Origin of the sequence: Chryseobacterium sp. GP-SGM7 (assembly GCF_049166575.1) — a bacterium.
Classification (GTDB): Bacteria; Bacteroidota; Bacteroidia; order Flavobacteriales; family Weeksellaceae; genus Chryseobacterium.
Map to the genome: position 1 here is coordinate 261,067 of NZ_JBMHFF010000004.1, position 14,793 is coordinate 275,859.

Below are 14,793 nucleotides of genomic sequence, written 5' to 3' on the forward strand. Positions count from 1 at the left end.
ACTTTGTTTTCTCAAAAATTATCTTTCGTAATTTTCTTTGATATATTCTTCTATTTTCTGTTTGGCATAATGATAATTCGTTTTCAAAGTTCCTACAGACATATCTAAAATTTTAGATAATTCCTCGTAAGGTAAATCATCATAATACCGCATTGTAAATACCAATTTCTGCTTTTCTGGCAAACTATGTATGGCTTTTTGCAGTAAAATCTGTATCTCTTCTGCGTCTCCTTCCGTATTATCAGCAACCAGATTCTGCATATAATATTCAGGATCTTCATCGGTTTTCTGCATTCTTTTCAGCTTATTGATCTGCTGCAACGCTTCATTGGTTGCAATTCTGTAAAGCCAGGTATAAAGCTGACTGTCATTTTTGAATTGATGAAAATTCTGGTAAGCTTTGATAAATGTTTCCTGCAAAGTATCCTGAGCAAGGTCACCATCTACAATAATACGTCTGATGTGCCAATATAATCTACTCTGATAAGCATCCATCAACACACGAAGTCCTTTTTCAAGGGTTCGAGGATCTTGCATCAGCGCAATAATTTCCGCGTCTTTAATCTTCATAAGATGCTTTCATTGTTTTGGATTACAAAAATATCTAAAAGTTAAATTACTTATTCAATTTTTATGCTATAATTTAGCTTTTTATCGTTAAAAGATTATAAACATCCATCATTCAACTTCCATCGCCTCAACAAAATATTTATCTTTGTTTTATGCAAACAGTCATTATCGGATCAGGAAATGTAGCGTATCATCTGGCAAAAGCTTTTGTTAAGAATGGGGTTTCATTAGCTCAAGTCTTTGGAAGAAACGAAACTGAACTTCAAAAAATTTCTTCAGAATTAAATGTTTTTTATTCGACACAAAAATTAGAAGATGCAGATTTATACATTATTTGTGTCAGTGATCATTCTGTGGAAGATATTTCTAAAATTATATCTAAAAAAGATTGCTTGGTCGCGCATACCTCTGGTTCATTGCCCAAAGAAATTTTGGTAGGGGAGTACAGAAAATCAAGCTTTTATCCTTTACAGACATTTTCAAAGTCTAAAGATTTAGATTATAAAAAAATTCCTTTCTTTATTGAAACTGAAAATTCCGGAGATCAGAAAATTTTAACTGATTTAGCTTCCAAAATTTCAGAAAATGTAATGGAAAGCACTCATAAAAAAAGAAAATATATTCATTTGACCGCAGTTTTTGCCTGCAATTTTGTGAATCACCTTTTTTCGAGAGCTAAAGAAATTTCAGATGCACAGGAAATTCCGTTTGACTATTTTCTGCCATTAATTGATGAAACCGTTCAGAAAATTCATGAAATTGATCCAAAATCTGCGCAAACGGGACCAGCGGTAAGAAATGACAAAAGAGTTTTGGAATTACATGAGCAATTATTACATGATGAAAGTCTTGAGATTTATAAAACCATGAATCAATCGATTAAAAAAATGTATCAATTGCCATAAAGTTTTACCTTTGGGAAAACAGAAAAAATGAATACAAACATTATCCGTTCTCTCATCATTGGAGCGGCCATCGTGATTACAGCTCTTATTTTAGGTTCAAGCTTTAAAAACAGAAACTTAAAGCAAGATACAATATCCGTCACAGGACTTGGTTCTAAAGATTTTATTTCAGACGAAATAAGTTGGGGCGGAAGTTTCGACGCCAGTGCGATGGATGCAAAAGAAGCTTACAGTTTAATCTCTCAGGATAAAGAAAAAGTAAAAGCATTTTTCTACAGCAAGGGTTTTAAAGCGGGTGAATTTGCTTTCGGCGGAGTTAATTTTTCAAGGTCTTACCGTACTGTGACAACAAAAGAAGCAGATGGATCTGAAAAATCTGAAGAGATTTTTGATGGTTATAAGGCTACTCAAAATGTTCAATTCAGAGCCAAGAAAAATCCGGCTTTGATGAGGAAAATAGAAAGTGTAATTGATAAAACTGCCGAACTCATCAACAATGGAGTACAGTTTGAGCCAACTTCAGCGCAATATACTTATTCTGATCTTTCTTCTTTGAAACACAGTTTGATAGAACAAGGCTCAAAAGATGCCAAAGAAAGAGCGGAAAAAATCGTAAAAAGCGCAGACGGAGATCTGGGAAAATTAAAAGATGCTTCGATGGGCGTTTTCCAGATTACCGCAAAAGGTTCTACCGATGAAGACAGTTATGGCGGAAATTTTGACACTTCAAGCAAAGAAAAATCTGCAAGAATAACGGTAAGACTCACGTACAATCTTGATTAAAATAATTATTAATAAAACTAACAAGCGATTAGTAAATGATTTGAATTTTTTATGATTCATCACTTATCAATCATTAATTAAAATGAGTTATAAAGAGAAATTAAAAGATATAAAAGCATTTGTTTTTGATGTAGACGGTGTTTTTACAGACGGAAGCGTTTATTTAATGCCCGGCGGAAATATGAGCAGAGTAATGAATGTCTTAGATGGTTATGCCGTTGTAAAAGCTTTAAAAAATGATTATTTAATAGGCGTAATCACCGGTGGAAATGATGAAATGGTAAGGCATCGAATCAGCTACCTCGGAATTCAGGATTATTATGCGAAATCAAATGATAAAATGGTGGATTATGAAGATTTTAAAACAAAATATAAGCTTAAAAACGAAGAAATTCTGACGATGGGAGATGACATTCCAGATTTTCACATGATGCAGAATTCTGCGATTGCAACCTGTCCGGAAAATGCTGTTCCCGAAATCAAAGAAATTGCAGATTATATTTCACAAATTAAAGGCGGAAGTGGGGCAGTGCGCGATGTGATTGAGCAAGTAATGAAAGTTCAGGGGAAATGGCATGATGACAACACGCAATCTGTTTAAAATTTAATGATGAAAATACTTTTAGCATCGCAGTCTCCCAGAAGAAAAGAATTGCTTTCCAGTCTAGGATTTGATTTTGACATGGTAAAAATAGAATGCGAAGAAATTTTACCCGCAAATATAAAAATAGAAAATGCAGCAGCTTATTTATCTGAATTAAAAGCTAATGCGTTTCAAAATCTGCAAGAAGATGAAGTTTTATTAACTGCAGATACCGTTGTTGCCAGTGAAAATCAGTTTCTCGGAAAACCAAAAGATGAAAACGAAGCTAAAGAAATGCTTCAGGCATTATCCGGAAAAACTCATCAGGTCTATACGGCAATTACCCTGAAAACTTTAGATAAAACCATTACAGAAACCGATGTCGCTGATGTAGAATTTGATGAAATTTCTGAAGAAGAAATTGATTTTTACATCAAAAATTATAAACCTTTCGACAAAGCAGGAAGCTACGGAATCCAGGAATGGCTCGGAATGACCAAAATTAAAAAAATCAACGGAAGTTTTTATACGATTATGGGACTTCCCACTCATTTGGTTTATAAAATTCTGAAAGAAATATAGCATTTTTCCAAAATAAATTTTATTATTTTTACAAAATCATCAAACTGCTGATAATAAAAAGTAAATTAGCGAGTTATATTGAAATAATGAAAAAGAATATCATATTCCTTTTAGCAGCAATTATTGTTGTTTCCTGTGGCACGAAAGTAAAAAAACCGGAAGCAAGATCTAAGTTTCTGAAAGGGTTTTCAACATATTATAATACACTTTTTAATGCTAAAGATGCCTTGAACAGTGAATTTACCGAGAGAGACAAAGCTCATAAAGATAACTTCTATGCGCCATATATTCCCATCCTTACTTACGAAGAGCAGCCTTTAGGAAGTGATCTGGGTCAATCTTCAGCTTTTGCAGAAAATTCTATGAAGATGGCAGAAGTAACCCGACCGCAACAGAGTTCAAGAACAGCACCAGGAATGCCTCCAAATGGCACCGGAATGCCCGGAATACCCGGTAATAATATGTCTCAGGATCCCAATAATCCTACAGGAAACAAAGGTGCAACAACTTTAGAAATTGCCGAAGCAAAAGCTCTAAAAGCAATCAACAAATATTCTGTCATCAAAAAAGGAGAGGAGAAAAACAAAGCTATTTTTGATGCTTATATTATTTTAGCGCAATCCAGAATTTATCAGGGAAAATCGGTGAAAGCTTTAGATGCTTTGAACTATGTTTTCACCCACATGAAAGAAGATAAAAGGCTTCCTCTGGCTCGCGTGTATGAAGGTCTGGCTTATTCTCAACTTAAAAACTATCACAAATCTGACGAAATTTTTGATCAACTTAAAAATGAAAAAATAAGTAAAGATCACGAGAAGCTTTTAAGTATTTATTATGCAGAATCTCTTCTGGATGCAGGTAAAAAAGAAGCTGCTATAAAAGAATTAGACCGGGCTTTTGAAATAAATGGTAACAGAAAACTTAAAAGCAGAATTGCTTTTTTGAGAGGTCAGGTTTTACAGGAAACTGGTAAGCCTGATCTGGCCAGAGAAAGCTTTGCAGCTGCTTATAAATATGCTAACGATTTTGAATTTGAAGTGAAATCTCAAATCGAAATTGCCAAAACGTTCAATGGAAAAGGAAATTATGAAGGGGCAAAAGATTATCTGGAAAAAATAAGTAATAAAGGAACTTACGGATCGAGAAAAAATGAATTTTATTATGCTTTAGGCTTAATGGCCAACAAAGCAGGTAAGAAAAAAGAAGCCCAGGAATTTTTTAAAAAATCTTTGCTGGAAAAAGTTTCAGATCCACAAGTGAGAGGTTTGGCTTATTATGAGATCGGCAAAGACTATTTAGAGAGAAATGATTACATCGGAGCAGGAGCATATTATGATTCTGCATTGGCTGTAATGACGTATGAGCCTTCCAAAATATTGTTGCAGAATCAGTCCGGCTATATTAAGAAAATCTCCAAAAACTATTATTTGGTTAAGAAAAACGATAGTATTCTTTCGTTAGCAAAAATGTCTGATGCTCAAAAAAATGATTATTTTGCCAAGTATATTGAAAAAATAAAAATTAGAGAAGAGAAGGAAGAATTAGAAAGAAGACGTGCCGAAAGAAGTAAAGGTTTCGATACGGGAGATTACAATGCGAATTCACTTTTTGCCAACAGCGGAAATTCTTTTGAAGATTTCGGAGTTGCGGCAAAAGGTTTCTATTTCGGCAATACAGGAACGGTAAGTAAAGGAACATCATCATTTAAACAGCTTTGGGGAGATCGCGCTTTGGTTGATAACTGGCGTTATTCTAAAAAAATGACGACGATTGATGACATGAAAAATGAAGCTTTAGGGATAACTTCATCACCCAATCCCAGACGTTTTGAGCCTTCATATTATATTGAGCAGATTCCCACAGATATGGGTAAATTATCTCAGCTTAAAAAAGACAGAGATACTGCTTCTCTAGGTCTGGGAATCATGTATCAGAATTATTTTACCAATACGCCTTTAGCAACAAAAACACTCTACGATCTGGTCGATGTAAAACCCGAAGAAAAGGTAATGCTCCAGGCTTTGTATGAAATTTTTGCAATGAATCATGAAAAGAATCCGCAGATTGCGAGCAGAGCAAAACAGATTTTATTGACAGATTACCCTTTTACATCGTATGCAGAATATGTAAGAAACCCTAAGAATGATACTTTTGTAAAGTCATCAGAAGAAGTAGAAAACGAGTATAAAATGGCTTATGCTCTTTATGAATCTGAAAAATTTACTGAAAGCCAGGGGAAAATAGATCAGATCATTCTAAAATACCCTAAAGACGCTTTAGTTCCGAAACTTAATTTGCTGAATGCTATCAATGCCGGAAAAACCAGCGGAAAAGAAGTGATGATTTTACAACTCGAACAGATTGTTTTAAATTATGCAAAAACTCCTGAAGGAATTAAAGCTAAAGAAATGCTGAATTATTTGAAAAGTGACTTAGCATTCCAGCCAACTGATAATAAGGGAAATTCTGTACCGAATAACCCTTTCAACGGATCAGGACAGCCGAATACACCTCAACAAAGCAATCAAAATAATAATTTTGCTCCGGGAAGCAATCAAATTAACAATAATAATCAGATGATGAATAATAATACTCCTCAGAACAATATTCTTCAAAAAAAACAGCTGAATCAAACACAGAAACTGCAGTCACCGCCCGAAGTGAAGGCAAGTAGCAAATAAAGAAAGCGAAGATTATTCTTCGCTTTTTTGTTTCTTTTTTACTCCATGGAAATCTTTCAGATAAAAAGGCTCAAAATAAGCAATATCTTCAAAATCTTTATTTTTTATTTTCTCTAAAGTTTTCTTAACTAAATGCTGCGCAGAAGGGTAGACATCATTATTAAATTCTGCATCAGGAAGCTGTACAATTTCTTGTGTTTTCGAGGCTCCGTCGCCAACAAAAAGGAGTTTTTTATCTTTAAATTCCTGAAAAGAGTTTTCATCTAAAACTTTTGCCTCAGTCGGATGAAGTTCTTCCCCCGAAATTCCATCATACACAGCCGTATAGACCTCCATTCTCCTTGCATCGACTAATGTGATTATAAGATCATAGTTCTGAGCTAAAAATGGCTCAATCATACTTTCCATAGAATTTACGGCAATCAAAGGAATTTTTAATCCATAACAAAAGCCTTTTGCTGAAGCGGCTCCAATTCTCAGACCTGTGTAAGAACCGGGACCTTTACCTAAACAAACCGCATCAATTTCCTTCAAAGAAATCTCTGCTCCTTCCAAAGCCCATTCTACAAAAGTGTGGAGACTTTCAGACTGTTTATAATTTTCTGAAACCTCTTCCGCTACACAAAGCAGTTTTTCACCATCCGAAATGGCAACTGAACAGTTTTTTGAGGAAGTTTCGAGATATAGTATTTTCATTTTATATTAAATTTATTTGATCTAGCCTTTTAATTATAAGATCTGTATAATCAAAAAATAAGTGTTTGACATTTCTTTGGGAATGACAAGATTGATAAATTTTATGATTGTCAATCACTTCATCTTTAAAGCTGATGATCTCAGATTTGCTCTTATTAAGTTCAATCTTACTATTGATTTTTAATAATATCTCATCTAACTTACCATTCACTACATAACCTAATAAGCAACCATTTTTATTTTTAAAATGTCCTATTAAAAATCTTTCTATTCCTTTAGTGATGTATTCGGTTTGTTGTTGAGATGCGTTAACTTTTGTTCCAGTTGATTTTTTCCATTCAGAAGAAGAAATATTTTTAGCCTCAACGTGATATTCTAAATATTCTTTTTGATTCCATTGATTCTTTTGAAAAAAAATATCGATTCTGTTTGAGTTTTTTACACGCTTTTTTGCGCTGTAAACATCTTCCTCAACCAATGGAACTTCATAATTGATGATAAAACCACTTTTAAAATTTCGAAGATGCTTTACAATGTGTGCAGAAATTGATTCTTCTTCCCATTCTAATGTGAGTAAGTTTTCTTCAATTGCTGAACCAAATGATTGAATCAAAAGACGTAAGCATTTTAATTCAAAACTCTGATTCACTTTATTTATCAATTGGAGACTTTTAGCCATTTCCTTTTGCTATTTCAACCAACAAAGATTTACTATCTTCCATAGCTGTAGTGTCATTCCAAAATCTTCTTTGATTTGGTTTTATTATGAATACATCATTACCATCAAAATAATTTATTTTTTTTCTGAAATAAAGGTTTTTAGCTTCTTCATTCCAAATTTTTTTATCTAATATTTTTAGCTCTTTTTTGATGTTTTCTTTTGACTGTATTGTTTCTTTTTGTTCACTTCCAAACGATAATTTTACCATATACAATGGACAACTTTTGTCAATCTTGTAATGCGTTGCTGAAACTTTTAAATCTACATCATCTAACCATTCATTAAGTTCATTAGTGATTCTATTCGAATAACGGTCAATTCCTAAAATTGGTTTTACAGCATCTGATTTTGCCTGTTTTTCAAATAAATTTAAGCTATAATCCAAAGTATCTTGAATGATAATTTGCTCCTTAACAGTCAAATTTTCGAATATCAATTCATTTATTTCAGTTTCGAAATCATCTTTTTCATTTTCAAATATTATTTTCGAATATTCATCAAATGCTAAAAGCAATTTTTCGATGATATCATTATTTAAATCATTTATTATAAAAGGAATATTAAATAATTCTCTGTGCTTTACTACATCTCTCTCAATTCCCCAACTTGAAGTTGATAAAAAAGCATAATATTTAGTAAATAAGGAATTCAAAAACAATGAAATAATTTTTAATGTCTTTACATCTTCTGTTTTTGAATAAATACCTACAATTCCTTTATAAAAACTAGAATCATAATCTAAATATGAACTTGTAATGTTATTTTTTTGGACACCTTCATTTAAAAGTATATGCGGTTTATTATAAGCTTTTAAATTTCCTAATCTTCTAAAATAATCATTTTCAATTCTAATTGAATTTTCAATTGGACTTAAATATTTAGAAATTGTGTTTGAATTATGATGTGCTATTGTTTTAATTGAGGTATTAAATTTATTATTTGGCTCGCTTAGTTCAAGTCCAACACCATAACCAATTTGATTTTCTTTAAAAAAAGCAGAAATAGTACTATGCTTCTTTTCTAAGTTTTCAATCAATTCAAAATCGAAATAACTTCCCCACATTGCAATTTTCCAGATTTTGGAATCTTGTTTCACGCATTCTATTCTTGGCAAATGTTTTTCATCAGATGAATCAATAACAATTCCTTCTAAAACATCATTTTTTATATATGTTTTTGGGGCATAATAAGTTATGGTATCTATTGGATTTTTGGGGGGGTCTTTTTGATAAAAAACAATACTTATTGGACCAACAGCAGAACCAAAAAGTTGCCCACCAGAAAATTTTGGAGCCTTTCTTAAAATTGAAAAATTATATACCTTTTCTACATAATTTTCATTCAATAACCATTTCCTGAATTTCTGGTAAGTTCCGCCTGTATTTGTTAAAACTTTAGTGTTAAAAATTAGAGCAATTTTTCCTTTTGGTGCTAAAATAGTTGCTTTGTGCAAGAACGGTAAAACCATTTCTTGAGCAAAATTTTCTTTTTTACAATAAGCTGTAATTGTTGGTAATAAATTTTTAGTTCCAAAAGGTGGATTTCCAACAATTAAATCAAAATTCTGTAATTCCTCAATATCGGACAAATCAGATATTGTATCTCTTTTAAAAAGATTATAGCCTTGTTCTTTTAAACTTGCATCTTCCAGGTCGTTGATTAAATAAGGAAATTGAATGGTTTTGTTCCACCAACCTGTCTTCGGGTCAAGATTGTCTAACAAAGCCAAATACAAACTAAATGCGGCGACTTTTATAGATTTAGAATCCAATTCTATCCCAAAAATATTAGATTTTAAAATATCTACTAAAACATTAAAATCGTTTAGTTCACTACTGTGGTGATTTTCATAACGTTTGACCAATCTTTTGAAGCTTTGAACCAGAAAAATTCCCGAACCACAACTTGGATCTAATGTTTTTACATTGTATTCTGATTCGTTATTTCTAATGGGTAACTTTTCGTTTAAAATCAATTCGACCAATGATGGTGGAGTATAAAACGTTCCTGAATCTTTTTTCTTTTTATCGTCTAATTGTGATAAGAAATTTTCATAAATTTCACTTAGTAACTCGATTCTAATAATACTAAAATCAAATAATTTGTCTCTGAATAAAACAGGTTTTGCTTCATCTTGATAACCATCAAAAAAACAGTTTTTAATTAATTCCAAATGTTCTTTTTTAACCGAATCTTTCTCATTGTCTTCAAAGTTGAAAAGACTTCCGTTGAAATCATCTGCAAGTTTTTCGAAAAGATTATACGTTGCTTCAATGTTATCTAAAACATCAAAAAAAGAGATTGCTTCTGGTAAAAATGATTGATATAAATCTCGTGAAGTTGCTTTTCTATCTTCCAAATAAAATAAAAATAGAGAACGCATAATAAGCTTATGGATAATAAATTTATTTTTTAATCCTTTCTTATCTAAAGCATTTGCAGTTTTTATAAGACTTTGTATCAAAAATTTATCAACTCTATTTTGAATTTGAACATTTTTTCTAATTTCGATGGCTTCTTCTGAAGACCAGATAAAACCTGTATCAATAGCAATTCTTGAAAAAACTACATTTAATATTTGAAGCTTTTCTTTATCATTTTGTTGACAAGAATATGCTTCTAAATGTTTGAGTTTTTTAGTAAAATCATTTTCTTTAATAGAGTTTGTGTAAACAAAAGGTTTCTCAGAACAATTGTAGATCCGGATTTCCGTTTTGTTGTAAACGTAGAGAAAAAGTACTTTCTGGAAATTCCAGCAAATTTTATGGATTTCAGCAATTTGTTTTAAGGTTTCAAAATCAAAATACTCAACTTCTTTTAAAAAAATTACTGGTTGATTTTCATTTTCATAAACTTGAATTATACCATATTTTTCTTTCTCAAATAATTTAACATCAAAATCTTCACAATTTTTTGCGAAGTTTAAAAGGTCAAGATTATTTATTATGCGATAATTCATTTAAAAAACTGAAAATCAACAAATTAACTATTACCGGTTTTAATCTACAAAAATATAACAAAAATATTTTATTTAGTATGTTTTTCTAAGTTAAAATTTATTTCAAAGTTTACAGAGAATTAAAAATACTGATAAGATGTTCACTTACGGTAGATTTAGCTATATCAAATAAAGCAGTCATCGTATTTTGAGTAAGCCAAAAGGTTTCATTTTGTAAAAAACATCAACTCTAACTTTTTCATTTGGTGTATTATAAATCAAAAATTTCTGAATCTCTTCGTTCATTGTGTTGATATTATAAACAAATTTATGGCTTTATTTCCACACTTTGCCGGCTCCACAATTTCCATACAGATTTGTTTTTGATCCAGATTTCAAGCAGCGATAAATTCATTTCAAAATCTTGATTTCTATATAAACCTAAAACTTTTATTTTCCTTCGTATACTGAAAATATTTCCAAATTTTTTCATTTCTGAAACTTCTATCTGTCTGATTTCTTTGTAGATCACTTTACCTGACGAAAAATCTTTTTTAAAATCATCAAAATTCTGAATCCAGCCATTAGAATGACCGAAAGAAACATCGGTTTCAAGCAATTCTAAAATTTTAGAATCATTATTCTGCATCAGAGAATCCAACTTAGCCGTTTGAAAAAGCAATTGTTTTTCCTTCTTAGAATAATTCTGAGCATATCCGAAAATGCAAGAGAAAAGAAATATTAATGCTAAATTTTTCATTTTTAAATTCTCAAATTGACCCATTTTTAAATTCAAATTATAGCTTTCTGTATATCGTTCTCGGTTCGCTTTGAGCACTCGGATAAATTGTCATATCTGAAACCGTTACATGTTGTGGAGCATTGATGCAATAAGCAATTGCGTCGGCAATATCTTCAGCTTTTAAAGCTTCATAACCTGCATAAACCGTCGAAGCTCTTTCCTGATCTCCTTTAAATCTAACCAGAGAAAAATCAGTTTCCACAGCTCCCGGTTGAATATTGGTAACCCGTATTCCAAACTCTGTCAATTCAATTCGCATTCCTTCAGAAATCACATCAACTGCTTTTTTTGTAGCGCAGTATACAACTCCGTTTGCATATGTTTGTCTTGCTGCAACGGAACTGATATTAATAATCTGACCGGAATTTCTTCCCTTCATCATCGGAATTAATGTTTTAGAAACGTATAAAACACCTTTTACATTTCCGTCAATCATATTATCCCAATCGTTTGTACTTCCTGCCGAAAGTGGTTCTAAACCATGAGCATTTCCTGCATTATTGATGAGAACATCTACACTTTTCCATTCATCAGGGAGCGATGAAATGGCATTTTCGACTTCTTCTAAATTTCGAACGTCAAATTTTAAGCTGAAAATTTCTGTGAATTTTGATAATTCTGATCTTACAGTTTCCAAAACTTCAGGTCTTCTTCCACAGATAATAATTCTGTTTCCTTGTTTTGCTAAAAGTTCTGCTGTTGCTTTTCCAATTCCGGAAGTTGCTCCGGTGATGAGTATTGTTTTCATAATATTTTGGAGTTTGGCTGTTGGCAATTGGCTAATAGCTAAAAGCCAGCAGCAAAATTAATTTGCATCAAATGCCTGAAAAGCATCTTCAATATGTTCTATTTGTAAGTTTTTATTCTGATCCGGAAGCACAGAAACAATATCAAATCTTACTTCCTGATTTTTATTAAATTCTTCCAGAAAATGATTAGCTGCCAAAACTATTGACTTTATTTTTCCCTTCGTTACGGCTTCCTGAGGCAGAATGAAAAAATCGGTTGAGCGCGCTTTTACTTCAATAATAATAATCAGATTATCTTTTTCTGCAATGATATCCACTTCATTTTTCTTGAAACGGAAATTTCGTACCAAAATTTTATAGCCATTTTTAAGTAAATATTCTGCCGCCAGATTTTCTGCTTCTTTTCCTAAGTCATTGTGATCTGCCATTATTTGGTAAGAGAGTTGGTAGGTTTGAGTATTTGAGAGCGTATTTTCATCCTTTGTTTCTAAACTGATATGCCCACCAGATCAAGACAATCTGCAAGGGAAGTCTTACAACTGTAAGCCAAAAATATTTATGATGCATTAAATAAAACTTTTTTGCCATCTCAATATTTGCAGGAAAAACGGCAATAAATAAAGCGATGCAGAGATAAGCTCCCAATTTTTGAGTTTCCGGAAAGAGGAGAATTCCGCATAAAATTTCTACAACACCGCTGATGTAAACCATTTGCAGATGCAATGGAATATAGTCGGGCATAATTTTCATGAAAAACTCAGGTTTTACGAAATGAAAAATCCCAGCAACAATCAGGAAAAAGGCAAGTACAAATTTCGAATAAAACATTTTAGTATTTAAAAGTTAAAGATACATTCTTTCCGGCTTTTAATAGAACCTCAGCACCAATAATCAGAGGAATATTGTTATGAATATGTCCATTTGGAAAACCAAAAACTGCCGGGAAATTATACTTCGAGATTCTTTCTGAAATCAATTTATAGGTAAACTCATCGAAACTGTCTTTGTATTGTTTATTCTCTTTTTCGTCGCCCATATTAGTCATTCCACCTACAATCAGGCCTTTTATTTTTGTAAAAACTCCGGCTAATTCCAGGCTCATCATCATTCTGTCTAAGGCATAGAAATTTTCACCAATATCTTCGACAAATAATATTTTATCTTTAAAATCAAAAGAATATGCAGTCCCCAAAAGCGCATAAACAAGCGCAAGATTGCCTCCAATCAATTCTCCTTCAGCATTTCCTTCTTTGTTAAATTGATTCGACTTCAGAGTATATTTTAGGGGTTTCCCTTTCAGAATATTAAAGATCAGATCATAGCTTTCATCGGTAACTCCAAAACTTGATGTTTTTACAGTTTGCCCGTGAATTGAGGCAAAGCCTTTTTTCAGCAAATAACTTTGAATAACCGTATTATCTGAGTAGCCAATATACCATTTAGGATTTTGGCTAAATTCTTTTAAATTTAATTTTTTAAGTAAATGCTGACATCCGTAACCGCCTCTTGAAGCCCAGATTGCAGAGATTTCGGGATCATTCAAAGCCCAGTTCATATCTTGTATTCTCTGTTCTTCTGTACCTGCGTAATTGTAACCATTTGAAAATTTGGTATAAAGATTTTTTCCTAAAATTGGTGAAAAACCTTTAGATTTTATCATTTCTATACCTTTTTTCAGTTGAATCGGCTCTACAGAACCTGCAGGAGAAATAATGGCTATTTTACTGCCTTTTTTAAGTGGTTTGGGAAATATTTTCATTATCAGTTGTTGTTTTTAGTTTTGATTCAAATGCGCAAATATTTTTTATATTATTCTGCTAATTTTTCATTCGCAAAAATGTTTCACCCAGCAAAGAACATAAATACGAATATTTGAGAAGTCCTTGGTCATCTATTTTTGAATCTTTTTGTATTTTAATTCTTTTTTCTCGGCTTCTTCCAAACGTTTATCAAACTGATTAAACATTTTAAAACTTTGAAGGAATATGAAGAAACTGAAGATTATTAAAACAATTCCTACACCTTTTCTGATGTTGTTTGCCAGTTTTTGAGTCAGTCTGTCGTGAAATTGTTTTGAAAGGAAAATTTTAGCAAAATCAATCATAAGATAAGTTGCAATGACAATAGCCAGATATAGAATTAATGTTTCTGTATCTGGATATTGATTTCGAACTCCTATAACCGTTACTAACCAAAAAAGTATTACCCCTACATTCAAAATATTCAGTAGAAAACCGTTGAGAAATGTTTTAAAGTAATTCTGATTGATAATTTTCTCTTCTCCGGGCATGTGCATTTTGGTTTTTGTAACCATCATAATAATTCCGTAAGTGAGAATAAGAATAGATGTAATTCTGTAAAATCCAGGATGTTTGTCTATTAAATCAACAATATCTGCGCTTGCATAATAGGCTGCGATAATACACAGTAAATCTGCTGTAATAACACCAAAATCAAGTGCCAAAGCATGTTTTGGACCTCTTGTAAAGCTGGTTTCTATTAAAAGGAAAAAAATAGGACCGATAAAAACCAGGCTCAACATGAAACCAAGACCAATAGCCGACAATATAAGTTCAAACATTAAAAATTTGTTTCAAATTCAAATTTAAAGATTATATTTTTATTGGAGTTTAAAATAAAGAATTTATTGGGTTTATACATTGAATTTATTTCTAAACTTCTCGCTGATTTTGCAGATTAAACAGATTTCCAGCATTAAAAAAATCTGCCCAATTAGCTTAATCTACGTGATATTAAACACTTTTAAAACAAAAATTTCAGGA

General features: G+C 31.9%; 15 protein-coding genes. 5 read left to right on the top strand and 10 right to left on the bottom strand.

The window, feature by feature from the left end; genetic code table 11:
- Positions 1–18 precede the first annotated feature (18 nt).
- On the bottom strand, positions 19–570 hold the full coding sequence (locus ACOOWA_RS16130; RefSeq protein WP_421376761.1) for an RNA polymerase sigma factor: 552 nt from the start codon (positions 568–570) through the stop codon (positions 19–21).
- 152 nt (positions 571–722) lie between these two features.
- Between ACOOWA_RS16130 and ACOOWA_RS16135 the strand changes: the two genes are divergently transcribed.
- The 5 genes from ACOOWA_RS16135 to ACOOWA_RS16155 all read left to right on the top strand — a co-directional run bounded on the left by ACOOWA_RS16135 (position 723) and on the right by ACOOWA_RS16155 (position 6,104).
- Positions 723–1,475 carry a Rossmann-like and DUF2520 domain-containing protein gene (locus ACOOWA_RS16135; protein ID WP_421376763.1) on the top strand — a complete coding sequence of 251 codons (753 nt, stop codon included), beginning with the start codon at positions 723–725 and terminating at the stop codon, positions 1,473–1,475.
- 27 nt (positions 1,476–1,502) lie between these two features.
- Entirely contained in the window at positions 1,503–2,258 is a 756-nt protein-coding gene (locus ACOOWA_RS16140; protein ID WP_421376765.1) for an SIMPL domain-containing protein, read from the top strand.
- 82 nt (positions 2,259–2,340) lie between these two features.
- Positions 2,341–2,859: a KdsC family phosphatase gene (locus ACOOWA_RS16145; protein ID WP_421376766.1), complete on the top strand. Its 519-nt coding sequence runs from the start codon at positions 2,341–2,343 to the stop codon at positions 2,857–2,859.
- Between the two features lie 9 nt (positions 2,860–2,868).
- Positions 2,869–3,423: a Maf family protein gene (locus ACOOWA_RS16150; RefSeq protein ID WP_421376768.1), complete on the top strand. Its 555-nt coding sequence runs from the start codon at positions 2,869–2,871 to the stop codon at positions 3,421–3,423.
- An 86-nt stretch (positions 3,424–3,509) separates the two neighbouring features.
- Entirely contained in the window at positions 3,510–6,104 is a 2,595-nt protein-coding gene (locus ACOOWA_RS16155) for a tetratricopeptide repeat protein (protein ID WP_421376769.1), read from the top strand.
- A gap of 12 nt (positions 6,105–6,116) precedes the next feature.
- Here the strand turns inward: ACOOWA_RS16155 and tsaB are convergent, their stop codons facing one another.
- From tsaB to ACOOWA_RS16200, 9 genes are all read right to left on the bottom strand, one after another.
- Positions 6,117–6,800, bottom strand: a complete 684-nt coding sequence (tsaB, locus tag ACOOWA_RS16160; protein WP_421376771.1) for a tRNA (adenosine(37)-N6)-threonylcarbamoyltransferase complex dimerization subunit type 1 TsaB — start codon at positions 6,798–6,800, stop codon at positions 6,117–6,119.
- A 1-nt stretch (position 6,801) separates the two neighbouring features.
- Positions 6,802–7,479, bottom strand: coding sequence for a hypothetical protein (locus ACOOWA_RS16165; RefSeq protein WP_421376772.1), 678 nt, complete (start codon positions 7,477–7,479; stop codon positions 6,802–6,804).
- Entirely contained in the window at positions 7,472–9,694 is a 2,223-nt protein-coding gene (locus ACOOWA_RS16170; RefSeq protein WP_421376773.1) for an HsdM family class I SAM-dependent methyltransferase, read from the bottom strand. Before ACOOWA_RS16170 ends, ACOOWA_RS16165 begins: the two co-directional genes overlap by 8 nt.
- 1,093 nt (positions 9,695–10,787) lie before the next feature.
- On the bottom strand, positions 10,788–11,219 hold the full coding sequence (locus tag ACOOWA_RS16175) for a hypothetical protein (protein ID WP_421376775.1): 432 nt from the start codon (positions 11,217–11,219) through the stop codon (positions 10,788–10,790).
- A gap of 37 nt (positions 11,220–11,256) precedes the next feature.
- Positions 11,257–12,009, bottom strand: coding sequence for an SDR family NAD(P)-dependent oxidoreductase (locus tag ACOOWA_RS16180; RefSeq protein WP_421376777.1), 753 nt, complete (start codon positions 12,007–12,009; stop codon positions 11,257–11,259).
- A 57-nt stretch (positions 12,010–12,066) separates the two neighbouring features.
- Positions 12,067–12,438, bottom strand: coding sequence for a YraN family protein (locus tag ACOOWA_RS16185; RefSeq protein WP_421376778.1), 372 nt, complete (start codon positions 12,436–12,438; stop codon positions 12,067–12,069).
- A 46-nt stretch (positions 12,439–12,484) separates the two neighbouring features.
- Positions 12,485–12,838 carry a DoxX family protein gene (locus ACOOWA_RS16190; RefSeq protein ID WP_421376780.1) on the bottom strand — a complete coding sequence of 118 codons (354 nt, stop codon included), beginning with the start codon at positions 12,836–12,838 and terminating at the stop codon, positions 12,485–12,487.
- 1 nt (position 12,839) lies between these two features.
- Positions 12,840–13,769, bottom strand: a complete 930-nt coding sequence (locus tag ACOOWA_RS16195) for a S66 peptidase family protein (RefSeq protein ID WP_421376781.1) — start codon at positions 13,767–13,769, stop codon at positions 12,840–12,842.
- 132 nt (positions 13,770–13,901) lie between these two features.
- A complete protein-coding gene (locus tag ACOOWA_RS16200) occupies positions 13,902–14,591 on the bottom strand; it encodes a LysE family translocator (protein WP_421376782.1) in 690 nt (229 codons plus the stop codon).
- Between the last annotated feature and the right edge of the window lie 202 nt (positions 14,592–14,793).